This is a genomic window from Fibrobacter sp. UWB16 (assembly GCF_900215325.1).
In the GTDB taxonomy this organism is placed as follows: domain Bacteria; phylum Fibrobacterota; class Fibrobacteria; order Fibrobacterales; family Fibrobacteraceae; genus Fibrobacter.
Window position 1 is genome coordinate 201099 of record NZ_OCMS01000001.1, and the last position, 24918, is coordinate 226016.

Genomic DNA, 24918 nt, shown 5'->3' on the forward strand with positions numbered 1-24918 from the left:
TTACCGTTTGTATTTCAATTATCTGATAATAGGCTTTTCCCATTTAAACACTGGATAACCATCATTAATGTCGTCATCATCGGCAACATAAATATTGTCAAAAGCAAGGCCATTCATGGTACTAATAAATTCATCACTTTGCATAAAATATTGTTCTTTTTCCAAAGCTCCATTAGCAATCAGCTTACGGTCGTCTTGGATTAGATAAAATGAATTCACAGAAGTATTATACGTATTGGAATTCGTAGTATTCGAAATTCCTGCAGCCCGTTGGTTATTCGGAGCGATCAGGAAACCCACATTATAACAAACCTTAATTGTTGAAGCCGAGTTATTGTTAAAGCCTGCGATTCCAGCTGTGCGATTAGATTGAGTTACAATCATTCCAGAATTATAGGCGTAATACAACCATCCATAGTTTTTGTAACCAACAATACCACCAGCAAAATCAGAGCCTTTGACATAAGACTTTCGATTGAATACCTGTTGAATCTCAGCATAGTTCATTCGGCCAACAATACCGCCAACATATTTGTCTCCAACAATGTAGGAATTTTCAATGCCAAGGAACATTACATGTCCACTATCGCTTTTAGTCGTAGCGCCAAGAGTTCCAATAAAACCAGCTCGTTCATAAGCAGGCTTATTTACATAAATGCCAGAAACAATATAACCATTTCCGTCAAAAGTTCCTTTATACATAATTTTATCCGTTCCGCCACCAATCGGCGTCCATTCATTCAAAGAACTTTGAGGCAAAATCAAATTTCCTTTTTCATCCACCATATTATCAGGGTTAAGGCGGATATGCTGCATCAACTTGGCATTAAGTCTTTCTTCGCCCTTATTCGTCACCTGGTCAGCAAAATACGCCAATTCCTCAGCGGTATAGATAAGCATGAATGACTTTCCATCAATAAATTCTGTTGATGGCTTAGTCATCTTGCCTGTCCAAACATCAGAAACATTTGTATAAGCTTTAGTGCTGCTTGACGATTTTACCGAACTACTCGATAATTTTGCAGAACTACTGGATTTTGCCATACTGCTGGACGATTTCACGCTGCTTGAGCTTTTTGCTTTTTTCTCTGGAGCCCAGGTATATTTACCATCAACATAAGAACATGTGTAATAGTCCACTTCTTCAGAAACAAAAATACGCTCGCTAATGTTTGAATTTTTACAAGCTCCAAGTTCAAACATTGATTCAACGCTCGTTCTTTTTTCGCTAGAACTACTTTTAATTTTGCTGGAGCTACTTTCCTTTCCGCTCACCTGCGGAGCAAGCGGCGAAGCGCTGTCATCACCACACGCAGAAAGAAGGGACATTCCTACGAGGGCAAATACGCCAACAAGGCTAGTCCATTTAACTTGTTTACTTTTCATTTTTTCTCCATTGGTAAAAAATCCAACAATGGAGCCCACCTCATCCCGTAAAAACGTTTTCGATCCGCACAAAAAAAGCGTGGAATCGTCCGCGCCATCGTAGTTGAGGTAACGACCAAGTAAACCTTAAGCAAAATAAACGCAAACGACCCACACCATAGGGTGTGAGTGTCTGCCCTTTTTCTCTTGCTTAGAAAGTTTTGGTCGTTTTTCAACTACAAGAATAAGAGCGAACTCTAAATTATGTCAATGTAAATATAAGTAAATAGTGAAATTTTCCAAAGCCCCTTTTTTATATCGAGAAAAAATCGAAAAAATTTTTCCATTCCCTTGCCAAATTAAATTTCCATTCCTACATTTATAGTATGAAGATGAACGCAGTAATCCGTTTCAACCGTTGGTGGTGGGGCTCTACGAAATAGAGTCCGGTTTGCTGATTTCATCAAGTGTTTGTAAAAGGCTTTCGGGACTCTCCGGAAGCCGATTTTTTTTGGTTTCTGGACTCGCAGCGCCTCAGCAGGCATAGAGACTTTAACCCTTAACTAGATCCTTCGACTTCGGGCTCCGCCCATCGCTCAGGATGACAGAACAACAATGACCTCAACAACTTCTAACAACGGTTTCTTTGACAAGTTCGGCGGCAAGTACGTTGCCGAAATCATCCGCCGCCCGCTCGACGACCTCGAAGCGGCATTCAACAAGTACATCCACGATCCGGAATTTCTCGAAGAACTCCGCATCATCCAGCGTGACTACATCGGTCGTGAAACGCCGCTGTACTTCGCTCCGACCGCAACGGAACTGTTGGGCGGCGCTCAGATTTACATCAAGCTGGAAGGCCTCGCCAACACAGGCGCCCACAAAATCAACAACGCCATCGGTCAGTGCTTGCTCGCTAAGAAGATGGGCAAAACCCGCATCATCGCCGAAACAGGCGCCGGTCAGCACGGGCTCGCCACTGCCGCCGCTTGCGCAAAGCTCGGCCTCGAATGCGTCGTGTACATGGGCGAAGTCGACGTCCGCCGTCAGCAGCCGAACGTGGCCACCATGGAAATGTACGGTGCAAAGGTTGTGCCGGTCACGAGCGGTAGCCGCACGCTCAAGGATGCCGTGAACGAGGCGATGCGCGACTGGGCCACGAATTTCAAGAACACTCATTACGTGCTTGGTTCCGCTCTCGGCCCAGCCCCGTTCCCGGATATCGTTCGCACGTTCCAGTCGATTATCGGTGAAGAAGTCAAGCGCCAGGCCGCAGAACGCAACATCGACATTGCCGCGGTTGTCGCCTGCGTGGGTGGCGGTAGCAACTCCATTGGCGTGTTCACGCCGTTCATCAACGACGCAAACGTGCGTTTGATTGGTGCAGAAGCCGGTGGCATAGGCCCGAACGTTGGCGAAAACGCAGCCCGCATGACGGGTAACGCAAGCCGCGAAGGCATCGTGCAGGGTTACAAGAGCCGCTTCCTCATTGACGAAGACGGTCAATCCATGCCGACGCGCTCCATTTCGGCAGGTCTCGACTATATGGGCATTGGCCCGCAGCTCGCCGCTCTCGGTGAATCTGGCCGCGTGGAATTCACGGCAATTCTCGACAAGGAAGCTCTCGAAGCGGTGAAGTTCTTTGCCCGTAACGAAGGCATTCTCTTTGCGCTTGAAAGTGCGCACGCCGGTGCCGCCGCTATGAAGATTGCGAAGGAACTCCCGAAAGACAAGGCTCTCGTCATCAATATGAGTGGCCGCGGTGACAAGGACATCTTTATCACAAGCCCGGTGTTCCGCCCCGAAAAGTGGAAGGTATTCCTAAAGGCAGAACTCAAGCGCCTCGACAATAACGAAGACATCCACGACGCGGAAATAATGAACAAATAAAAGGAGATGCCCGTCTTCGCGGGCATGACAAAACGGGATTATAACTATGAACTTAATGTCTCATCTCATTGCCGGGTTTCCGGACGCAGAAACTTCTATCGCCATCGCCGATGCCCTTGTGAAGGGTGGCGCCAACATCCTTGAAATTCAGCTTGCCTTCAGCGACCCGAGCGCCGACGGTCCAGCCATCCAGACAGCCTCCACCATCGCTCTTGAAAAAGGCTATTCCACTAAGCAGGGCCTCGCCATCGTGAAGCAGATTCACGAACGCCACCCCGAGACGCCGATTTACATCATGACTTACGGCTCGCTCGCCTTTACTCCGGGCGTCGAAAACTTTGTCAAGATGTGCAAGAACGCAGGTGTTTCTGCTTGCATCATTCCGGACCTTCCGTTTGACCATGACGAAGGCCTCACCGAAGCTTGCAAGAAGCACGGTCTCGAAAACATCCCGGTCGCCGCTCCGAGCATGACCAAGGAACGTCTCGAAACGATGGCTTCCGCGGGCTTCAAGTACATCTACGCCGCACTCCGCGCAGGTACTACCGGAAGCGAAACGACGATTGACCAAGCAACGCTTGACTTTATCGACACGGTCGGTAAGCACGGCGCGAAGGTTCTCGGCGGTTTCGGTATCCGCAATGGCGAACAGTCCAAGGTGCTTTCGAAGCATGTGTACGCCGTAGTCGCGGGTTCCGTATTCGTGAACATTGTGCTCGCAAACGCAGACACCGCCGAAGGCCGCGCAAAAGCCATCGATGAAATCGAAGCAAAAGCCAAGGAAATCGCCGGGAAGTAAAGCCCGGATTTAATACGAGAAAGGCGACCCCGGAATTAATCCGGGGTGACAACGCAAAAAGAGGTCGGACAATCCGGCCTCTTTTGCATAATTCATTTTTATAGCAACCATTTTAAAAACTTATTCATAATCATTACATTTCTTGTTCGCATATTACATTTGCTAGCCCGCCTTTACAACTTTCGAGAAATTGCGTAGAAGTCGCGTTAACATATCCCCAAATACGCTTAAATTTTCCCTTTTCCCTGTTTTTAAAATTTCTATCTTTTCGCTCGAAAAATTCATGAGGTAACTATGCTTTTTAATTTCGACATGATCCAGGCCACATACGCTCGCATTCCTGCACGCGTCGCTGTTGCCCGCAAGCAGCTTGGCCGCCCGCTCACTCTCGCCGAGAAGATTCTCTACAGCCACCTGATCGATGGCGCAGAAAACAGAACCTACAAGCGCGGCGCTGATTTTGCCGAATTCCACCCGGACCGCGTTGCCATGCAAGACGCAACCGCCCAGATGGCCCTCCTCCAGTTCACGACTGCAGGCAAGTCCCGCGTGGCTGTGCCGAGTTCCGTGCACTGCGACCACTTGATTATCGCTCGCGAAGGTGTCGAAAAGGACCTCCCCCGCGCCAAGGAAGAAAGCAAGGAAGTGTACGACTTCTTGCAGTCCGTCTCTGCCAAGTACGGCATTGACTGCTGGCTCCCGGGTGCAGGCATCATCCACCAGGTGGTGCTTGAAAACTATGCCTTCCCGGGCGGAATGATGATTGGTACCGACTCCCACACCGTGAACGCTGGCGGTCTCGGCATGCTCGCGATTGGCGTGGGCGGTGCAGACGCTGTTGACGCTATGGTCGGTCTCCCGTGGGAACTCAAGTACCCGAAGATGATCGGCGTGAAGCTCACCGGCAAGCTCCAGGGCTTTGCTACCGCCAAGGACATCATCCTCAAGCTCGCTGGCATCCTCACCGTGAAGGGTGGCACCAACGCCATTATCGAATACTTCGGCGAAGGCGCACGCAGCCTCTCCGCTACCGGCAAGGCAACAATTGCCAACATGGGTGCCGAAGTGGGCGCTACCTGCTCCACCTTCAGCTACGACGATTCCATGAGCCGTTACCTCCGCGCAACAGGCCGTGCCGACGTCGCTGACGCCGCCGACAAGATTGCCGCTGACCTCAAGGCCGACCCGGAAGTCGAAGCAGAACCGGAAAAGTACTTCGACCGCGTTGTGGAAATCGACCTCAACACGCTCATCCCGCATTACAACGGCCCGTTCAGCCCGGACCGCGCATTCGCCGTGACCGACATGGCAGAATCCCTCAAGGCCACCGAAACGAAGCCGGAATCTACGCCGGTCGTGAGCGCCGCCCTCATCGGTTCTTGCACGAACTCCAGCTACGAAGACCTCTACATGGCCGCTAACATGATCAAGCAGGCTCTCGCGAAGGGTCTCACCCCGAAGTGCCCGCTTCTCATCAACCCGGGTTCCGAACAAGTTCGCTACACCGCCGAACGCGATGGTCTCATCGACTTGTTCAAGCAGTTCGGTGCAACAATCATGACAAACGCTTGCGGTCCTTGCATTGGCCGCTGGGACCGTGCAGGTGCTGACAAGAAAGAACTCAACACGATTGTCCACAGCTTTAACCGCAACTTCGCAAAGCGCGCTGACGGCAACCCGAACACGCACGCCTTCGTTGCCTCCCCGCTCATGGCCGTGATCGCCGCCCTCTCTGGCGACATCCGCTTCAACCCGATGACCGACACCCTCGTGAATAACGAAGGCAAGGCTGTGAAGCTCGATCCGCCGGAACAGTGCGAACTCCCGCCGAAGGGCTTCGACGTGAAGGACGCTGGCTACCAGGCTCCGGCAGCTGACGGTTCCAACATCACAGTTTCCATCAACCCGACCAGCAAGCGCCTCCAGGCTCTCGCCCCGTTCGGCGCTTGGGACGGCAAGGACATCGCAGGCGCCCCGATCCTCATCAAGGCCAAGGGCAAGTGCACCACCGACCACATTTCTATGGCTGGTCCGTGGCTCAACTACCGCGGTCACCTCGAAAACATTTCGAACAACATGCTCATCGGCGCTGTAAATGCCTTCAACGGCGAAACCAACAAGGTTCTCAGCAACGACGGCAGCTACAAGGAAGTTCCGGAACTCGCCAAGCAGTACAAGGCAGCTGGTGTCGGCTCCATCGTGATCGGTGACGAAAACTACGGTGAAGGCTCCAGCCGCGAACATGCCGCCATGGAACCGCGCTTCCTCGGCGTGAAGGCCGTGATCGTGAAGAGCTTCGCCCGCATTCACGAAACGAACCTCAAGAAGCAGGGCATGCTCGCCCTCACCTTCAAGAACGCAGCCGACTACGACAAGATCCAGGAACAGGACGTGTTCGACATCGTTGGCCTCACCAAGTTCGCTCCGGGTTCCGAGTTCACGCTCGTCGCCCACCACAAGGATGGCTCGGTCGATAACATCGCCCTCAGCCACACCTACAACGAACAGCAGTGGGCATGGTTCAAGGCAGGCTCCGCCCTCAACCTCATCCGCGCGAACAACAAGTAAGCGCTTATCGCCTTTAACGCAAAACGCAGACTCCCCGGAGCCTGCGTTTTTTTATCCCCCCACACGTAACATTTTTCAAAGTTGCCATTTTTCGAGGAATAACTAAATTTAGTACGATATTCACTGAGTTTCGGCTCAAATTTTAGGAAAAGAACATGGCAAATAATCGTGAAAACTGGGGTTCCAAACTCGGGGTCATCCTCGCAGTTGCAGGTTCCGCAGTCGGTCTTGGCAATTTTCTTCGATTCCCTGTGCAGGCGGCTACCAATGGCGGCGGCGCATTCATCATCCCCTACCTCATTGCGTTTGTGTTCCTTGGGATTCCGCTCGCCTGGATTGAATGGACACTCGGCCGTTACGCAGGCTACCACAATTACGGCACCTCCCCAAGTACCTACCACGTGATTTTCCAAAAGAAAAAGAAGTGGGCAAAGTACCTGGGTTCGCTCGGACTCCTCCCGCCGATTTTCATCATTTTCTACTACGGATTTATCCAGTCCTGGATTTTGGCATTCGCATTCTACTCTGCAACAGGCACGTTGATGGACGTTGTCGCGCAGGGTCCGGAAAAAATGACGGAATTCTTCGGCAATTACATTATGCTCAAGACTTGCGTCGGAGGCATCCCGGTCGCCATCATCTTCTTCCTCATTACATTTATCGCGAACATGGTTGTGCTTTCGTTCGGTGTGCGCAAGGGCATTGAACGCGCCAACAAAATTTGCATGCCGATCCTCTTGATTTTGGGCCTTGTGCTTGTGGTCCGCGTGCTCACGCTCCCGGGCATCGGCAAGGGACTTGCCTTCATGTGGAACCCGGATTTCTCAGAACTCGCAAGCCCGAAGGTCTGGATGGCGGCAGCAGGCCAGGTGTTCTTCACGATGAGCCTCGGTATGGCCATCATTTTCTGCTACGCAAGCTACCTCAAGCCAAAGGAAGACCTCGTGCTTTCTTCGCTCACGGCAAGCGCAACGAACGGCTTCGCCGAAGTGATTATTGGTGGTACGGTCGTGATCCCGATGGCAGTGCTCATCGCAGGTGCAAACATCGAAGAATGCGCGAAGCTCGGCACGTTCGGTCTTGGATTCCAGACGATGCCTTACGTTTTCGGAACGCTCCCGTTCGGTGGCGTGCTTCAGACTGTTTGGTTCACGATGCTCTTCTTTGCAGGCATCACAAGCGCCATTTCCATCATCCAGCCGCTCATCAGCTTCTGCGAAGACGACCTCAAGTTTACGCGTAAAAAGTCCGTCACGACGGTCAGCACGATTACCTTTATCGGTAGCCTCACCGCTATTTTCGGCCTCGCCGCAGGCACCGTCGATGAACTCGACTTCTGGGGCGGTACGTACCTTATCGTGTTTGTGGGCATGATCCAGGCGGTTCTCTTTAGCCTCGTGCTCGGACGCCGCAACGCCAAGAAAGCCCAGGAAAATGGCGACCTCCCAGCCGAAGTCGTTGTGGAACCGGGCGAAAATGAAGCTTTTGCCACCATGAACGATGGCTCGCTTCTCAAGCTCCCGCGTTTCCTCCGCCCGATTATCCTTTACGTCTGCCCGATTTACCTGATAGTGCTTTTGGTTTCGTTCACACTCACGGACGGTCTCCCGTTCATCACGCTTAGCAACGTAGACCCGAACGCAACGGTCACATTCCTCGGACACACGTTCCCGCAAATCGGATTCACGTGGGCATTCCGCGGATTCTTGCTCGTGCTTTTCTTGCTTTTGAACCTTGCCATAGCCTATGCCTGGCGCAAAGGAGGCCCCGCAGAAAAGGGCCGCAGCAAGAGTATCAAGAAGATGGAAATCGGTAACTCTGACGAAAACATGGAGGGCTAAAAAATGGACGCTGAATTCACTACAGGCGGACTCGTTTTCATGATTTGCGCTTGGGGCGCCATCATCGGGCTCTGCGCTTTCTGCTTCTACAAAGTGTTTAAGAAGTAAAACTTTACTGGATTGGGCTGAAGCCCCAACTCTTTGGCTCGGTTATAAAAATGAGTAAACTCATTTTTGCAACGCTCGCCTTCTGAGTTGTCTTCGGCTCTGTCATGCCCGCCACCGCGCGGGCATCTCTTTTTTATACCCCCACTAATCATTACTATATTTACCCCAACTTTATAATAACTTTTTATACTAAACAACCTATATGAAACGTACTACTTGCCCTGGCGAAGTTCCCTATTACATAGCTGTATTTTTAACATCTTTTATGCAACTGGGTTTATTCATCCATTTCCAAAGATGGATAACCTTCAACTCCGAAGGCGCTAGGTTTTTCTGGCTGAGCCTACTACTCCAGTTCGCCATGTTCTCGCCGAGCATCATCATGATGCATGTGGCAAGTTACTTCGCCGGCCGTTTTCCCAAGAGCAAGGTCATGGGTTGGACCTCCATCGGCATGGCTATCTCCGTTTTGCTCATCGCATTCTTCTTTGGCGATAGACTCGACTTTGGCGCGTTTGCATTCCTGTTCCTGTACGGCATTTTCCTCTCGATTTTCAATCCGGCCAAAATCGGCCTCATGAAAGAAATCACCGACGGGAACGACCTCGTGAAAATCAACGCCAAGCACTTGATTTTCATGGCGCTCGGCATCACGATTATATCCTTCCTCACATTTGACTACAGCCCGAACGACAGCTCAACCATTAGCTACTCGCTCCTCCCGTTCATCCTCTCGGCTGTTGGACTTTTCGCTGCGATTTCGTCGTTCTGCATCCGCGTATGCAAGCCGAACAAGTTCGTGAAGCTTCGCTCCCCCATGCGTAATTTCTCTTCGACCTGGTCGAACCCGATGCTCAAGCTCTCGATGCTCGGTATTGCCGCTTTCTGGAGCGTGACGCAGTTCCTCATCATGATTTCGCAGAACATGACGGGCACGCAAAGCACGACACTTTTCCAGTGGACGTTCATCTTCACCGGAATCGGCTACATCATTGGTGCCATCAGTGCCGCAAAGTCTTCCAAGAACTTCGTAGAAACAGGCCTTATCCCGCTTGCCGCCATTGCCTCTTCTATCACGATGATTGTTACGCCGTTCATCAATAACCAGTACGTCCTTGCGTTCCTCTACGCATTCATCGCCTTCTGGGCAGGCTCCGCATTCGTTGTCCTCCGCACGGTCATCCAGAACGTCACGCGCCCTGACACCTCGGGCCGCATCCACGCCGTCTCGTTCATGATCCAGATGAGCTTCCTGTTCATCTTGCTCGGCTTCCAAGTCATCCTCTTCCTCATGACCGAACTCAGCCTCCACAAGCAGATGTTCTTCCTCGCCGTAATCCTAGCCCTCACGTTCGTGTTCACGCTCAAGCGCACCCCGATGACGCTCCTCCGCGCAGGGCTCCGCTTTGCATTCTCATACGTGTTCCGCTATAAGGTCAAGGTCCACGGCATCCAGAACATGCCCGAATCCGGCCCGCTCCTTTTGGTGGGTCCGCACTTTAGCTTCATCGACTGGGCCGTGCTCCAGATGGCATCTCCGCGCACGCTCCTCATCGCAAGCAACAGGAACACGTTTGCAGATTGGTACTTGCGCTGGTTCTCTCACGGCAAGTCGGTCATCAACATCAACCGCCGCGACCCCAGCGAAGCCATGGAAAAAATCCACGAAGCGCTATTGAAGGGCGAAGCGGTGGTCATCTTCCCCGAAGGCGAAGTTTCCAAGACGCCATTTGTTTCCAAGTTCTCGCTCGACTACAGCAAGGCAATTGAAGGCACTAACGCTCAGCTCGTCCCGTTCTACATACAAGGTCTCTGGGGCAGCCGCTACAGCCACGCCTCCGAATGCGTGAACCGTCCGCAGTATTTCAACCGCGTCATCAGCGTAGGCTTTGGCAAGGCCATGCCCGCCACCACGCCCGAAAACGTCATCCGCAAGGATCTGCAAAACTTGGGCACGGATATTTGGAACATGGCTATGGACCATTCCGCAAGTATCATTCCGCTCTGGTACCGTGCAATGCGCAAGCGCCGTTCCCGCCCGATTTTGATTGATCCCGCCGGCCGCCACGTGAACGGCTACGAGATGATTCGCCTCTGCCACTACTTCGGCAAAAAAATCAAGTCGCTCACCAAGAATGACCAGAATGTAGGCTTCATGCTCCCCACAAGCCGCGACGCAGCCCTCGGCATTATGTCCATCCTCGGTTGCGGAAAGACGACGGTCAACTTGAACTACACCTCGCCCGTCGACACGCTTATCGGCTGCATTGACAAGGCTGAACTTTCGACAATTGTCACGTCCCGAGCCTTCTTTGACAAGCTCTGCGGCAAGAACGCCGACTTCAAGCAGCTTGCCGAAAAATGCCAGATGTTCTACATCGACGAAGAAGAACAGAAAATCAGCACATTCTGCCGTCTGCTCGAATCGTTCATCGTCTTAACGTTCCCCAAGAAACTTTTGAGAGATTTCTGGTTCACCACGTCTAAGTTAACCGATGATGCCGTTATCTTGTTCAGTTCCGGTTCTGAAGGTACGCCGAAGGGTGTAGAACTCACGCACAAGAACGTGATTTCCAACGCCCAGCAAGGAGACCACGTCATCAGGCTTTGCCGCACCGACGTGATGACATCGCTCCTCCCGCTGTTCCATTCGTTTGGCTTTACGATGACATTCATGATGCCGCTTTTGGACGGTGTGCCGATGGTGCTCTGCCCCGACCCGACCGACATCAAGACTCTTGCCCGCGTATGCGCCGAATACAAGGCAACCATCCTCATGGGCACCCCGACGTTCCTCCGCGCCATCGCCATCAACCGCTGGGTACACCCTATGTGCCTCGACTCTTTGCGCTACGTGATTGCCGGTGCCGAAAAGCTCCGCCCCGAAATGCGCGAAACGTTCAAGCTCAAGTTCGGCAAGGACATTTACGAAGGTTACGGTTGCACGGAACTCACGCCGCTTGCCACGCTCAACGCCCCGAACGTTTTGCTGGACGACTTCTTGACGATGGAAAAGTGCTGCGACCACACGAGCATCGGCATGGTCGTCCCGGGTTCAACAGGCGCCATTATTAACCCCGAGACAAACGAATTCTTGGCTCCAGGTGAAGAAGGCATGCTCGTCATCACAGGCCCGCAAGTCATGAAGGGTTACCTCCGCGATGAAGCTAAAACTGATGCCGTCATTTTTGAAGTCGATGGGCGTCGCTGGTACAAGACCGGAGACAAGTGTACCATCACCGAAGACGGCTTCGTCAAGATTCTCGGCCGCTACAGCCGCTTTGCAAAGCTCGGCGGCGAAATGATTTCGCTTACCGCTGTGGAACTCCGCATTGCAGAAACGGGCATCATGGGCGAACATGAATTCGCCATTACCGCAGTTCCGGATTCAGTCAAGGGCGAACGCATCGTGCTCCTCGTCAAGGGCGACGCAACGCTTGACACCGAAGAAATCTCGAGAAGCCTCCGCAAGTCGGGCATTCCGCCACTCATGCAGCCGGGTTCCGTGTTCTGCGTTGAAGCCATCCCGAAGCTCGGCAGTGGCAAGTGGGACTTCAACGGAATGAAGAAGCTCGCCACGGAATTAGTCGAAAAGAAGTAATCGCGACCGCCGCGCCGCAGTAGGCAAATCTTAAATGTCATCCTGAGGACCAAAGGGACGAAGGATCCAGTTACAATTCGAGATGCCTGCTGCGCATCTGTGTCATGCCCCGCACCGACGGGGCATCACCTTTTTTATAAGCACCACCAATAGCCTTAGAATATATCCGCACGCAAAAACGTGCGGGCATTTTAAATTGCGGGCCATAAACGCCCCAAATGCATCTCAATTATTGTATATTAAAGGCGCAAAAACAAGGAGATTACATGAGTCAAATTGTCTCTAAATTCCAAGAATTGGGGCTGACGCTCCCCGCCTGCCCCGCACCGGTTGCCGCTTATGTTCCGGCAACGCGCTTTGGCGATACGATTATTGTTTCTGGGCAGTTGCCGTCTGTGAAGGGAGACTTTTCCGCCTTTACCGGTATTGTTCCGAACCAGATTTCTGTGGAAAAAGCTAAGGAAGCGGCACAGATTTGCTTCTTGAACAACATTGCCGCAGCCCTCACGCAGTTGAAAGCCGGCGAAACACTCCGCCTCGTTCAGATCCAGGGTTTTGTGCAGTCCGCAAACGATTTTCACGACCAGCCGATTGTGCTGAATGGCGCTAGCGAACTTGCCGTACAGATTCTCGGAGAAAATGGAAAGCATGCACGTACGGCTGTTGGCGTTTCGACGCTCCCGAAGAACGTCGCCGTCGAAATCAGTTGCACGTTCCAGGCAATCGCAGAGTAAAGTATCTGTAATTAGAACTGTGTATGGTGATGCCGTCCCCATTCGCGGATCATGACTACTAAGCAGCAAAGCTGCAAGTAGTCAAAGAGAACGGAGTCCGGCATGACATCACAACACAAGTGAGCGGATCCACTCGCGCATGTGGAATACGGAATAGCCCGAAGTCAAAGACTTCTGGGCTATTTTTGCACCCCATTCCGTCGCCATTTTCTTGGGATCCAGCGGAAACCCGACGCGGCCCAAATCCAGACGGTCCGCATCAAAGCAAGTGTCAATCGTAATAATTCCCGTACGCGGCTGAATCGTGTGGAGGCGGCACGCATCATAGAGCCAGCCAAAGCGCTCATCGTCCAGCTCAAAGCGCTTTTCTTCACGACAGCGCTGTGCAAATTCTGCGCCACGAGCGCCATGTTCTCGGTCGTAAGCATCATCCAAACGCTGCGAATCATGGAAAATCGCAAACAAGCGCACCACATCAATGTCGGCGCCAGTCTTTTTCGCCAGGAGGAGACCATTGTACTCCACCTGATGCCAATGCTCAATGCCATGAACCTCGGACTCGTAGAGCCGATTCTCAAAAGCAAAGTTCATTAAAGCCGCGAAATCGATCATATTTTAGTTGTTAGTTCTTAGTCATTAGTCAGTAGTTTTATTATTGCAGTTTCACCGCATTTATCTAAAGACCATTGACTATTGACTAATTGCTATTTTCCGTAATTTTCCTTCAGGTCCATGAGGCGCTGCAGCGCCTGCATCGGAGTCATTTCTTCGGGCTTGAGCCTGCGAATTTCATCCTTGAGCAAAAGCGTGTTTTCGTCTGGCGGTGCAAACAAGTCCATCTGCGGCTGCGCCTTGATTTTCTTGTTTTGCGCCTCGTCACTCGGGTCAATCTTCTGCTTTTCCAAACGGAGCAAAATCTTGCGAGCTCGGCGCACCACGTTAGGTGGGAGCCCCGCCATCTCGGCCACGTGAATACCATAGCTCGAATCGCAAGCGCCTTCGAGAATCTTATGCAAGAACGTGAGCTTGTCGCCCTTTTCCTGCACGGCGACCTGGAAATTGCCAGCGTGTTCCAGCGATTCCACAAGCCCCGTCAATTCGTGATAGTGCGTTGCAAACAGCGTAAGCGCCATACGAGCGGGTTCGCTGTGGAGCGTTTCGACAATCGCCCACGCAATCGAAAGGCCGTCAAACGTACTCGTACCGCGACCAATTTCATCGAGCAGCACAAGGCTATGCGGAGTCGCATTGCGCAAGATGTTCGCCGTTTCGATCATCTCGACCATGAACGTACTGAGGCCACGGCTCAAGCGGTCGCTAGCGCCCACACGTGTAAAGATGCGGTCCACTACGCCAATGCGAGCACTTTCAGCCGGTACAAAGCAACCAATCTGCGCCATGAGCACAATAAGCCCCGTCTGGCGCAAGTACGTCGATTTACCGGCCATGTTCGGGCCAGTAATGAGCATCAGTCGCGTTCCGTCCGGCGAGAGCGTCACATCGTTCGGGACAAAGTTCAAATCGGGGTTCACCGCAACAATCACCGGATGGAAACCGCCGCGAATTTCAATACCCGTTCCTTCAAAAACTTCCGGGCAAACGTAATTGTACTTGCGGGCCGCGCGGGCAAAGCTGTACAAGCTATCGACTCGAGCAATTGCATCGGCAATGCCCTGGAGCTCGGCGCGCCAGCTGTTCACGCGTTCGCGAAGTTCGCAGAAAATCTTGTATTCCAACGCATGGATGTTGACTTCGGCATTGCTGATGACGGATTCGCATTCCTTCATCTCAGGCGTGATATAGCGTTCGCCGTTCACCGTTGTCTGCTTGCGGATATACTCGTCCGGAATCGGCTGCGTGGCCTTTGCCATCTGCGCCTTCGTGATTTCGATGTAATAACCGAACACGCGGTTGTAACCGACTTTCAATGACGGGATTCCGAGGCGTTCGCGTTCGCGACCTTCCAACGAAGCAATCCATTCGCGGCGTTCCTTGATGTCCTCGTTCATTGCATCAAGTTCTGCACTTGCCCCCGGGCGGATCATTCCGCCTTCGCGCACGGTCATCGGCAAGTCATCATTGAAGTACTTGAGCAAGTCTTCGCCACGGCCCTTTGCTGCATTCAACGTTTCGCGTAGACCTTCAAAAAGCGGCGCATGCAAGCCTTCCAAAACGTCAGCGACCTTTGATGCCTGCGAAAGAGAACGTCCCATTCCCGCGAGGTCACGCGCATTTGCACGACCGCTACCGACGCGGCCCATCAAGCGTTCCATATCGAGAATCGACGTGAGCGATTCCTTGAGTTCGTCAAGCGCCACAGGATTCTGGACAAGTTCGCCCACCGCTTCTTCGCGTTCGCGGATGCGGTCCACAGCAATCAACGGATGGCTCACCCAATCCTTGAGCGTACGCCCCCCCATTGCCGTCACCGTAAAATCGAGCACCGAGCAAAGCGTGCTGGAATAATCGTCAGCATTCAACGGACGCACGAGTTCCAAATTGCGGAGCGTGCTCGGGTCGAGCGTCATGTAATCGTCCAGATTCAAAATCTCGAGCGTCGTAAAGTGCGACAGTTCGGACTTTTTCTGGTTGATCAAATACTGGAGCAAAGCGCCCGTCACGGACGTTTCAAAAACACGACCATCCAAGCCAAGGCCATCAAGCGCTTCAACCTTGAAGTGCGTAAACAGCACATCCTTTGCCTGGTCTTCTGCAAACAAAATAGCAGGGAGTTCAGTGACCAAGACGTTTTCCGCCTTGATCAAGTCCATAATCGCCGCTGGGATCGTCGTCCCTTCGGGAATCACAATTTCCTTGGGCATACGGCGGCTGAATTCGCATTCAAAAGCCTGCACACTGCTACGGCACGTCGCCAAATAACCCGTCGTCACATCGGCAATCGCAAACGCGGCCACATCCCCGTTTCCGCCCTTGCCATCATCGCTTGTCGCAGGCACATAAGCGCAAAGGTAGTTTGCCTCTTTTGCGTTGAGGTTTTCTTCGTTCATCGCCGTGCCGGCGCTGATGATTTCAACAATGTCGCGCTTGACAATACCCTTCGCGAGTTTCGGGTCTTCGACCTGTTCGCAAATGGCGATGCGGTAGCCGGCGGCCACCATCTTGGGCACGTAGCGTTCGGCAGCGTGGTGCGGGAATCCGCACAAAGGCGTTGCACCGGAGGCGCCGTTATTGCGGCTCGTGAGCGTTAAACCTAAAATTTTCGAGGCGATTACAGCGTCATCTTCAAAAAGTTCAAAGAAGTCGCCCATGCGGAAAAACAAAATGCAGCCAGGATTTTCTTTCTTGATTTCGTAATATTGCTGCATCAACGGAGTAACGGCCATTAAGCATCTCCCATAGACAATTCAATCTGGTCAGTCGATTCTTCGAGCGGAGTCGGTTCTTCCGGAGCGTTATCAGGCTTAGAGTACTGCGGCACCAGAGCGCCCGCTTCCAAAAGTTCACTGAATTCGCGCAAACGCGGCAAGTCTTCAGGAATGCGATTGATACCAAAGTATTTCAAAAATTCCTGCGTAGTCACGTAAGTATAAGGGTTACCAACCGTTTCAGCGCGAGCGCCCAAAGTAATAAAGCCTTTGTCAAGCAAGTTACGGATCGGACCATCCGCAGACGAAACGCCACGAACCTGTTCAATCGCAGCCTTCGTAATCGGCTGCTGGTAAGCAATCACGGCAAGCGTTTCAAGAGCAGCCTGGCTGAGCCTGCGGGCATTTGCTTCCGGGAAGAGTTTGCGCACCCACGGATAATACTTTGCACGTGTTCTAAAGCGGTAACCGCCCGCCTGTTCCACAATTTCAAACGGAGACTGAATTTTGTTCAAAGAATCGTTCGCGGTAATGAGCGCATCCGCTACAGAACGAGCATCCAAAAAATCGCCGAGAATTTCGCGAAGCTTCTTGAGCGTCACGACATCCGGAGACGCAAAGACGAGCGCCTGTATAATGCGAGCCAGGTCTTCCCTACTTTCAACTTTCGGGAGTTCCGCCGATTCTTCGGCCAGTTCTTCGACATTCTGATCTTCAGCCATACGTTTGATCCTTTTGTCTAAAGCGGTCTAAAGTCACCTAGTTAGAATACAACCAAGTCGTTCTTGTGGATAAGTTCATCAGGAACATTCTTGCCAAGGACTTCGTGCACCTGGGCAGTTTTTTTGCGGAGCACAAGCTTGAGCGTTTCGCTATCGAAACCAGCAACACCGCGAGCCACAGGATTCTTCTTTTCATCCTGGACTTCAATCAAGTCGCCCTTGTCAAAATGCTTCTGTACCGCAATCACGCCCACCGGCAACAAGCTCGAATGATTTTCACGCAAAGCCTTCACGCCGCCTTCATCGACAATCACGCTTCCACGCGGCGTCGTAATGAAGCTCAGCCAACGCTGACGGCTATTGAGCTTTTTCTTGGAACCTGCGAACAATGTACCTGTTGCATTTTCAAAGAACACCTGATGCGGGAGTACCTTCATACCGCTAGCGAGGAATGCATTCGCGCCACTCTTCGTCACATTGCGAATGGCTTCGAGCTTGCTCCTCATGCCGCCGGTACTGACGGCGGACCCGGCCTCGCCAGGCTTTCCGGCCAATGCCAAAATCGCAGGCGTGATTTCAGGAACAAAGTTCAACAAGCGAGCGTTCGGATTCTTCTTCGGATTGTCATCGAACAAGCCGTCTTCATCCGTAAAGATGAGGAGCAAGTCTGCATCAAGGAAGAGCGCCACATCGCTCGAGAGCTTGTCGTTATCGCCCACCTTGATTTCGGCGACAGCCAAGGAGTCGTTCTCGTTAATGATCGGAACAATCTTACGGGCAAGCATTGCCTTGATGGTGTTCTGCAAATTCTTGTAACGCGCACGATCACGGAAGTCTTCTGCAGACAAGAGAATCTGGCCAACGGAAAGTTGCACCCAGCGGAACATTTCGCGATAAGCGTACATGAGGTCAATCTGACCCACGGCAGCACAAGCCTGCTTTTCGGCAAGCACGGTCGGCTTTTGAGCGTAACCCAATTCAGCCATGCCAGTACCCACAGCGCCACTCGTGACAATGACGACTTCCTTGCCCGCATCCATCAAGCGTGCCACGGAATCAGCGAGCTTCTGGATGTAACGCGTACGAACGCCACCACGCTCGGAATCCACGAGAATGCGAGAACCAATCTTCACCACCACGCGGCGAGCTTCATCTAAAATGTTCTTTCTTAATTCACTCATTTTTCAGTCGTTAGTTATTAGTCAATAGTTTACTTGCACACCACCAGGCGAATCGCATCGAGGCGGAGTTGCGGGTTAGCCACAATTTTCTTGCGTTCCTGTACATTCTTGCGGAGCTGCTTCAAAGCTTCGCTCGTACCCGCCTTGCCACGCATCGAGAGCAAATGATTCATGCGCTGGTATTCCTGTTCCGAACGAGCTTCCACGGCATTTGCCGCTTCTTCTGCATACTTCTTAGCCTGTTCAGAAACAATCAAGCGAGCCTTTGCCAAGCCATCCTTAGCAAAGTAACGGAGCGTCATATCGACAGCCGCATTTCCCTGCGGAACACCAACATCCTTGAGCGCCGCATTCGAAAGCGCATCGAAATGTCCGGACATGTTTTCGCCCTTCGCATTCACGAGCACCTTGAAATACTTCGGCCCTGCGATATCGGCACAGCCCCATTCTTCGGACACCGGGAGTTCCACAGCAAAGTTGTACTGCATCATGAGCCCGCGCAAACCGGAGTTCGGCCAAATGGCGCAAGAAACCGTTCCGCGCCCCATACCCGTTTCGTAATCGAACACGCCTTGAGCCAGCGGATGGTCCAAGCTGATAAATTCAATATCGTCGTGCGTCATCGCAACATCGCGATCAAACGTGACCGTCATGCAAGTGCCACCGCTCACGCGACCGTCGCCGTCACCTTCTCCACTACCTTCGCCACACAAATCCGTTTGGCTATTCACGCGTCCACCGCCACCAGCAGTAGCCGCAGCCATTGCCAAATCAGGCATGCCCGGCACAGAGCCCGCTTCAACTTGCGGTCCCATCGTGATAAGGAAGCAATCCTGCACAGAGCTCTTTTCAACATCGAGTCCGCGATTCATCAAAGAATCAAACACGAGATTCTTGAGTTCCGGTTCGGCATCAAGTTCACGAATTTCGTCTGTGATTTCCTTAGCCTTTTCTGGATTGCGGGAGTTGAATTCGAGCAAGCGGTCACGGCCGTTTTCAATATGCTTACGCATCTGTTCGCAATCTTTCTTGACCTGCGGGATGACGTTCTTCACAAAATTTTCAAGGCTAGCGCGCGGCGTTGCCAAAGCTTCAATCAGCGATTCCGTGTACTTGAGGAAGAGTTCACCACCGCTCATGAGCGGAGCGCCAAACGAATTCAAGCCTTCGTTGTACCAGCGGAACATCACTTCCTGACCCGAGCCCTTCACGTACGGCACGTGGATGATGATGTCCTTGTCCTGACCAATGCGGTCCAAGCGGCCAATACGCTGTTCCACGAGAGCGGCATCAAGCGGCAAGTCAAACAGCACCAAGTGATGCGAGAACTGGAAGTTACGGCCTTCAGAACCAATTTCAGAAGCGATGAGCAAGTTAGCGCCATCAGGCTTGCTGAAGTTTGCCGCAGCCTTGTCACGAGCCATGATGCTCATGTCTTCGTGGAACATCACAAACGCACCTTCACCCAAGAATTCGAGGAGCAAAGTTTCAAGCGCCTGCACGACCTGGATCGATTCGCAAATCAGCAAAACCTTTTCGTTCTTGTATTCCTTGAGGAACCCCTTGAGCCACACAAAACGTTCATCCATCGCCCATGCGTCGGAGAACCTCGTGCAGAGGAGGCCATTTTCTTGAATGTCGGTCGATGCTTCCAAGTCGCGATCGGCAGCAACGTCCACCATTTCACGGTAAGCCGGATTCGGTTCAAGCGGGATTTCATCGAGCACACGCTTCGGGAATCCGCCCACGCCCTTACGCGTATTGCGGAACACCACAGAACCCGTACCCATGCCATCGACAATGCGGCGCATCCATTCGCCTGCAGTCATGGACTTTGAATTTTCCTGTTCCAGCCAAGGACGGATCTGCGAGTTCTTCGGGACGCATTCGTACAAGTCGTCCCAGCTCATGTGGTGGTTCGGGTCGGTCGGGAGCTTATTTAAATCTCGCACAAGCTTGAGGTAAGTTTCCTGATCCTTGATAAAATCGTTGTAATCGGCAAAGCGCACCGGGTCCAGCATCTTGAGGCGGTTGAACTGCGATTCCGGATGAAGCTGCAAGGGCGTACCGGTCAAAAGCAACACGCCCTTAGAGCGACCAATCACCCTATTTGCGAGCATGTACTCGTGGCTCGTAAAACCATCCTCGCACACCAGATGGTGGGCTTCATCGATGATGGTCATATCCCAGTTCGTCTTCAAAAGGTCTTCGATCAATGCAGGCTGTGCCATCAAAAAGTCGATGGACACAATGATGTCGTTACTCTGCATGAACGGATTGGGCTTCGTTTCATCTTTCGCGACACCCACAAACAAACCACGGATGTAGCCTTCGTCCACCAGCGTAAAGAGTTGGTTGAAACGGCGCTTCATTTCAATCATCCACTGGTGCTTCAGCGTTTCCGGAACAATCACGAGCGTACGCTGGATGCGGCCTCTCGACTTGAGAGCATGCCAAATCATGCCCGCTTCAATCGTCTTACCCAAGCCCACTTCGTCCGAAAGCATAAGCCTCGGGAGCGTAGAGCTAGAGCATGCGCGGTAGCAAAGGTAATACTGGTGCGGGATCATGTTCACACGCGGGCCAATCATGCCGCGAACCGGCGAAGACGTCCACTTGTAATACATTTCCATCGCATCTTCATGACGCAAAAAATCACGCGACGAGCAAACTTCGTCATCGGCCAAGGCCTTAAACAGCACAGCCGGTCGAGCGGTCGAAATCTTCGAGCTCAGCTCGGATTCCTTCATCTCTTTGCCATTACGCCCGACATAAACCATGATACCCGCATCTTCGCGAACGGAGTCCACCACGAAGGAGACACCCTTTTCACTCTTGACGGTTTCACCTACTTGCAAAACAAAACGTTCAATCGGAGCTTCATCGGTCCTGTAAATACGAGCTTGACCGATAGACGGGAACAAAATTTTAACAGTACGGCCCTGAACTTCAGATACAATACCAAGCCCCAGGGTAGGTTCGGCTTGGCTCACGTAGCGCTGACCAATTTTAAACATCATCATAACCTGTAAATTTAGGATTTTTTCGAAAATTCGGCTTGCGAACTTTTTACTAAATTATTCCACAACATGAAATGGTTTTATATCGACACATCAATCACCGACGGGGATAGGCGTCAAGGTCCTTATTCTATCGATGAAATTAGAGATTTTGTCAACGAAGGCAAGATAAAAGACGAAACTTTAGTCTGGCACACCGGCGAAGCTAATTGGAAAGCATGGAAGGATTTTCCCGAAGCAAGCGAACCCCCAGAGCCAACCGAAGAAGAACTCCTCAAGCAGACGATTGAAACGCTTCTCCAGAGCAAACTAAACCGCAAACGCTACGCAGGATTTTTTGTACGCGCTAACGCCTTTATTATAGACAACTTAATTCTTTCTGTTGTCGGTGCGTTGTTCCTTTACGTCATGAGTTTGGCAGGAATGCTGGACCTGAACGCCGTTTCCGAAATCGTAAACCAGTACATCGACAACCCCGCCTCCACGGAACTCGTTTCCAAGGCGCTCGAACTCCCCGGAATGTCCACGTTCTTTACGATTTGGAGCGTTGTACAGGCAATTTACTTTATCGTTTTCCATGCGGTTTGGGGCGCCACGCCAGGCAAAAAGCTTTTGCGCATTCATGTTGAAATGGCAAATGGCGAAAAGCTCTCGTGGGCATTCTCGATTTTCCGCTTTGTGGCAAGCATCGTCACGCAAGCGACACTCATTTTTTATGGTCTGGGTTACCTGATTGTCCTTATCGATCCGCAAAAGAGAGCGCTACACGACTTTATCGCACAGACTCGTGTCGTTCATAATGCCATCGAACAAAAAGAAAATAAAGAGGTTTAATTTATATGGATCAGTTTATCGTTCCGCAAGTTAAAGCACCGGTCAATGGTGAAGTTGAAATTTCTGGTGCCAAAAACGCCGTGCTTGCCGTCATGGCAGCAGCACTCCTCGCCGATGGCGTTTCTGAAATCACAAACGTTCCGCACTTGAAAGACATGAAGACCATGTCCGATGTGCTCCGCGTGATCGGTTGCCACATCAACGGTGGAAGCCACGTTCTGAGAATCGACACCCGCGGTGTAGACCATCTCGAAGCACCGTACGAACTCGTGAAGACCATGCGCGCAAGCTTCTACGTGCTCGGCCCTCTCGTCGCCAGATTCGGTCGCTGCCGCGTCTCGCTCCCCGGCGGATGCGCCTGGGGCCCGCGCCCCGTGGATCTTCACCTCAAAGGTCTCGAAGCACTCGGTGCAAAGATTACCGTCACTCACGGTTACGTCGAAGCCACATGCGAAGGCCGCCTCCCCGGCGGTAACTTCAACTTCCCGATTTCTAGCGTCGGCGCAACAGTCAACGTCTTGATGGCAGCAACACTTGCGAAGGGCGTAAGCGTCTTGCAGAATGCCGCCCTCGAACCAGAAATTGATAACCTCATCGACTTCCTCACGAGCATGGGCGCAAAGATTCAGGGCCGCGGCACGCGCACCCTCACCGTCCAAGGTGTTGAATCGCTCCGCCCGGGTACAGGCGTCACCATCCCGGACCGCATTGAAGCAGGCACATTCCTCTGCGCCGCCGCCATCACGCGCGGCCGCGTCAAGGTCACGCGCATCATCCCGGAACACATCGCCTCTACGCTCGACGCCTTCCGCGAAATCGGCTGCAAGGTGAACGTCGGTGCCGACTGGGCCGAAGTCGATGCCCGCCAGCAGGAACTCAAGCCGATGAGCCTCGTCACGCTCCCATTCCCGGGATTCCCGACCGATATGCAGGCACCGTTCATGGCAACGCTCCTCTCCATTCCAGGGAACAGCCTCGTGCAAGACACGGTTTACAACGACCGCTTTAAGCATGTCGCAGAGCTCGAACGTTTGGGAGCCTCCATCCAGCTGAACGGCAACACGGCTACCATCAAGGGAGGCCTCCCGCTTGAAGGTGCTGACATCATGGGTTCTGACCTCCGCGCCAGTGCAGCTCTCGTTCTCGCAGGGCTCATCGCCGAAGGTGAAACAACCATCAGCCGCATTTACCACCTCGACCGCGGTTACGAAGATTTCGAAGCTAAGATGGCTAAGATCGGTGCAACAGTCAAGCGTTTCAACCCGGACGCCCGCGACGATTAAAAAATTGCGTCATCCCAAACGCACAAAAGCCGGCTTCCAGCCGGCTTTTTTTAACGTCACCCTGAAGACATTTTCCTCAGCGTCATCCTGAGGCGAAGCCGAAGGGTCCAGTCATATCTCGTCAATGCAAAATAAGACTTGACTGGGTCCTTCGGGGCATAGCCCCTCAGAACGACGAGATGTTTTTATCGCATCTGCTCTCTACAAATCTCCGTTGCCGAGCGCCCGTCCGGAGACCTAAAGTCGAGCATTTCCTGCAATGAAATTGCCGCCTGCTCCAGTTCCGGAGTCGAAGCACACGTATTGTTCGAAAGAATCATCTGCAAATACTGCTTTTTACGGTCCAGATTGCATTCATTGCCGTAAATTGAAGCAAGCTTATACATGCCCGCGCAAGCCTTCATCCCATTCGGATTGGAATCTACGAGATTCGTGAGGAGCGTCTTCGCTTTAGCCGCCTGATTCGCTTCAATCAAGCAAAGAGACATCCAGTAGAGAGCCCCTTCTGCCATTTCGCCCTTTTTCACAAGTTCATAGACCTGCTTAAAGCCGTTGTACGCAAGCTTGTATTCGCCACGGTGATAATCCGAATGAGCGGCATTGAACATCGTTTCCGCTTCAATCATCTTTTCGGCATTGGCGTCCGGTTCCATCACAGCGCTAGCCACGCCATTGTTCACCACGACCTTCTTTGCCAAAATCTTGTCAGACTTGCCGAGGAGCAAATCCAAGCGGTAAATGATTTCTTCCTGACGCGTATCGCGGCGGACCGTTTCTTCGCTCATGCGATTCGAAAGCACCGTCACTTCGGCCTGCAAGCGCTTTTGCGCCACCGCAGAAGCCTCAAGCTGCGCCTTCACGCTATCGAGTTCTGCACGGAGTGATGCATTTTCAGCAGAAAGAGCCTTGTACGACGAATCATTTTTGGCAATGACATCATCACCGACCGCCCGCATTTCTTTTGTACGCAACATCGTAATGCTACTGCATCCCGAAAGCACAAAAGATGCCAAAACAACACCGAGAGATAAAGACTTCAAATTCACGATAAAGTTCTCCCCAAACTACTGATCAATAGACACACGGAAATGCGCTCTGCGGTTCTTGGAATACGCCGTCTCGTCAGTTCCCTGCACCTTCGGGCGTTCCTTGCCATAGCTCACTGAAACGAGCCTGTTCGCATCCACGCCGTATGCAATCAAGAACTCACGCACCACGGTCGATCGGCGAGCGCCCAAAGAAATGTTGTAGTCTTCAGTGCCGCGAGCATCCGTATGGCCTTCGACCGTCACGATAAAGCGATTTTCGTTGACCAAAATTTCAGCCACTTGCGCGAGCAAGCGCTTTGCATTTTCCGTCAATTCGGAGCGGTCATAGTCAAAGTAAACATCTTCGAGCATGATGCGGTTGATCAATTCTTCCAAGCGTGCACGTTCTGCTTCAAGGCGTTCCGCTTCCAAGCGTGCCAAAGAATCCGCGCTCAGCGTATCTGCCACAAGCGCATCAAGGTTCAACGTCGAATCCGCAGGAGCTTCCGGCGCCGTTTGCGGTTGCGGATCCGTTTCTGGCTTTTCCTTGCTGCAGCCCCAAGCAAAGAGTGCAACAGCCGTACCCATCAAAGCGAGTTTAATTACCTTACCCATAAT

At 52.2% G+C, this 24918-nt stretch carries 16 protein-coding genes; 8 read left to right on the plus strand and 8 right to left on the minus strand.

Annotated elements, in window-relative coordinates; all coding sequences use genetic code 11:
* Positions 1–18 precede the first annotated feature (18 nt).
* Positions 19–1386, minus strand: coding sequence for a hypothetical protein (locus CRN95_RS14960; RefSeq protein WP_235002800.1), 1368 nt, complete (start codon positions 1384–1386; stop codon positions 19–21).
* A 594-nt stretch (positions 1387–1980) separates the two neighbouring features.
* Between CRN95_RS14960 and trpB the strand changes: the two genes are divergently transcribed.
* The 6 genes from trpB (at position 1981) to CRN95_RS00880 (ending at position 12906) form a co-directional block, all read left to right on the plus strand.
* Positions 1981–3255, plus strand: coding sequence for a tryptophan synthase subunit beta (gene trpB, locus CRN95_RS00855; protein WP_097019821.1), 1275 nt, complete (start codon positions 1981–1983; stop codon positions 3253–3255).
* 46 nt (positions 3256–3301) lie between these two features.
* Positions 3302–4054 (plus strand): tryptophan synthase subunit alpha, encoded by a 753-nt coding sequence (trpA, locus tag CRN95_RS00860; protein WP_088629514.1) that lies wholly within the window; start codon positions 3302–3304, stop codon positions 4052–4054.
* Between the two features lie 294 nt (positions 4055–4348).
* Positions 4349–6622 carry an aconitate hydratase gene (locus CRN95_RS00865; protein WP_097019822.1) on the plus strand — a complete coding sequence of 758 codons (2274 nt, stop codon included), beginning with the start codon at positions 4349–4351 and terminating at the stop codon, positions 6620–6622.
* A 155-nt stretch (positions 6623–6777) separates the two neighbouring features.
* Positions 6778–8463: a sodium-dependent transporter gene (locus CRN95_RS00870; protein WP_097019823.1), complete on the plus strand. Its 1686-nt coding sequence runs from the start codon at positions 6778–6780 to the stop codon at positions 8461–8463.
* 373 nt (positions 8464–8836) lie between these two features.
* Complete coding sequence (locus CRN95_RS00875; protein WP_235002801.1) at positions 8837–12172, plus strand: MFS transporter; 3336 nt, start codon at positions 8837–8839, stop codon at positions 12170–12172.
* 266 nt (positions 12173–12438) lie between these two features.
* The gene (locus CRN95_RS00880; RefSeq protein WP_072828233.1) at positions 12439–12906 is read left to right on the plus strand and encodes a RidA family protein; all 468 of its coding nucleotides are present in this window, start codon (positions 12439–12441) and stop codon (positions 12904–12906) included.
* A gap of 108 nt (positions 12907–13014) precedes the next feature.
* On the opposite strand, the gene CRN95_RS00885 is transcribed toward CRN95_RS00880, so the two are convergent.
* From CRN95_RS00885 to rapA, 5 genes are all read right to left on the minus strand, one after another.
* Positions 13015–13497 (minus strand): hypothetical protein, encoded by a 483-nt coding sequence (locus tag CRN95_RS00885; RefSeq protein WP_235002802.1) that lies wholly within the window; start codon positions 13495–13497, stop codon positions 13015–13017.
* Between the two features lie 113 nt (positions 13498–13610).
* Complete coding sequence (gene mutS, locus CRN95_RS00890; protein WP_097019826.1) at positions 13611–16250, minus strand: DNA mismatch repair protein MutS; 2640 nt, start codon at positions 16248–16250, stop codon at positions 13611–13613.
* Entirely contained in the window at positions 16250–16954 is a 705-nt protein-coding gene (scpB, locus tag CRN95_RS00895; protein WP_012820032.1) for an SMC-Scp complex subunit ScpB, read from the minus strand. The genes mutS and scpB overlap by 1 nt, the downstream gene beginning before the upstream one ends.
* Positions 16955–16995: 41 nt before the next feature.
* Positions 16996–18135 carry a glutamate 5-kinase gene (gene proB, locus CRN95_RS00900; RefSeq protein WP_097019827.1) on the minus strand — a complete coding sequence of 380 codons (1140 nt, stop codon included), beginning with the start codon at positions 18133–18135 and terminating at the stop codon, positions 16996–16998.
* A gap of 29 nt (positions 18136–18164) precedes the next feature.
* Positions 18165–21158 (minus strand): RNA polymerase-associated protein RapA, encoded by a 2994-nt coding sequence (gene rapA / locus CRN95_RS00905; protein ID WP_097019828.1) that lies wholly within the window; start codon positions 21156–21158, stop codon positions 18165–18167.
* A 66-nt stretch (positions 21159–21224) separates the two neighbouring features.
* Between rapA and CRN95_RS00910 the strand changes: the two genes are divergently transcribed.
* Both CRN95_RS00910 and murA read left to right on the plus strand, forming a co-directional pair.
* Positions 21225–21989: an RDD family protein gene (locus tag CRN95_RS00910; protein ID WP_097019829.1), complete on the plus strand. Its 765-nt coding sequence runs from the start codon at positions 21225–21227 to the stop codon at positions 21987–21989.
* Positions 21990–21994: 5 nt separating this feature from the next.
* Positions 21995–23272 (plus strand): UDP-N-acetylglucosamine 1-carboxyvinyltransferase, encoded by a 1278-nt coding sequence (gene murA, locus CRN95_RS00915; protein ID WP_097019830.1) that lies wholly within the window; start codon positions 21995–21997, stop codon positions 23270–23272.
* A gap of 185 nt (positions 23273–23457) precedes the next feature.
* Here murA and CRN95_RS00920 read toward each other — a convergent pair whose 3' ends face one another.
* Together CRN95_RS00920 and CRN95_RS00925 are read right to left on the minus strand one after the other, a co-directional pair.
* Positions 23458–24318, minus strand: a complete 861-nt coding sequence (locus CRN95_RS00920; RefSeq protein WP_097019831.1) for a tol-pal system YbgF family protein — start codon at positions 24316–24318, stop codon at positions 23458–23460.
* An 18-nt stretch (positions 24319–24336) separates the two neighbouring features.
* Positions 24337–24915: an OmpA family protein gene (locus CRN95_RS00925; RefSeq protein ID WP_097019832.1), complete on the minus strand. Its 579-nt coding sequence runs from the start codon at positions 24913–24915 to the stop codon at positions 24337–24339.
* Positions 24916–24918: the final 3 nt, after the last annotated feature.

Bases quoted from the DNA above. Each gene is read 5' to 3' on its own strand.
- CRN95_RS14960 (WP_235002800.1), bottom strand. From the start codon at position 1,386: ATGAAAAGTAAACAAGTTAAATGGACTAGCCTTGTTGGCGTATTTGCC.
- CRN95_RS00885 (WP_235002802.1), bottom strand. From the start codon at position 13,497: ATGAACTTTGCTTTTGAGAATCGGCTCTACGAGTCCGAGGTTCATGGC.
- CRN95_RS00925 (WP_097019832.1), bottom strand. From the start codon at position 24,915: ATGGGTAAGGTAATTAAACTCGCTTTGATGGGTACGGCTGTTGCACTC.
- CRN95_RS00870 (WP_097019823.1), top strand. From the start codon at position 6,778: ATGGCAAATAATCGTGAAAACTGGGGTTCCAAACTCGGGGTCATCCTC.
- mutS (WP_097019826.1), bottom strand. From the start codon at position 16,250: ATGGCCGTTACTCCGTTGATGCAGCAATATTACGAAATCAAGAAAGAA.
- trpA (WP_088629514.1), top strand. From the start codon at position 3,302: ATGAACTTAATGTCTCATCTCATTGCCGGGTTTCCGGACGCAGAAACT.
- trpB (WP_097019821.1), top strand. From the start codon at position 1,981: ATGACCTCAACAACTTCTAACAACGGTTTCTTTGACAAGTTCGGCGGC.
- murA (WP_097019830.1), top strand. From the start codon at position 21,995: ATGGATCAGTTTATCGTTCCGCAAGTTAAAGCACCGGTCAATGGTGAA.
- rapA (WP_097019828.1), bottom strand. From the start codon at position 21,158: ATGATGATGTTTAAAATTGGTCAGCGCTACGTGAGCCAAGCCGAACCT.
- CRN95_RS00910 (WP_097019829.1), top strand. From the start codon at position 21,225: ATGAAATGGTTTTATATCGACACATCAATCACCGACGGGGATAGGCGT.
- CRN95_RS00880 (WP_072828233.1), top strand. From the start codon at position 12,439: ATGAGTCAAATTGTCTCTAAATTCCAAGAATTGGGGCTGACGCTCCCC.
- CRN95_RS00875 (WP_235002801.1), top strand. From the start codon at position 8,837: ATGCAACTGGGTTTATTCATCCATTTCCAAAGATGGATAACCTTCAAC.
- proB (WP_097019827.1), bottom strand. From the start codon at position 18,135: ATGAGTGAATTAAGAAAGAACATTTTAGATGAAGCTCGCCGCGTGGTG.
- scpB (WP_012820032.1), bottom strand. From the start codon at position 16,954: ATGGCTGAAGATCAGAATGTCGAAGAACTGGCCGAAGAATCGGCGGAA.
- CRN95_RS00865 (WP_097019822.1), top strand. From the start codon at position 4,349: ATGCTTTTTAATTTCGACATGATCCAGGCCACATACGCTCGCATTCCT.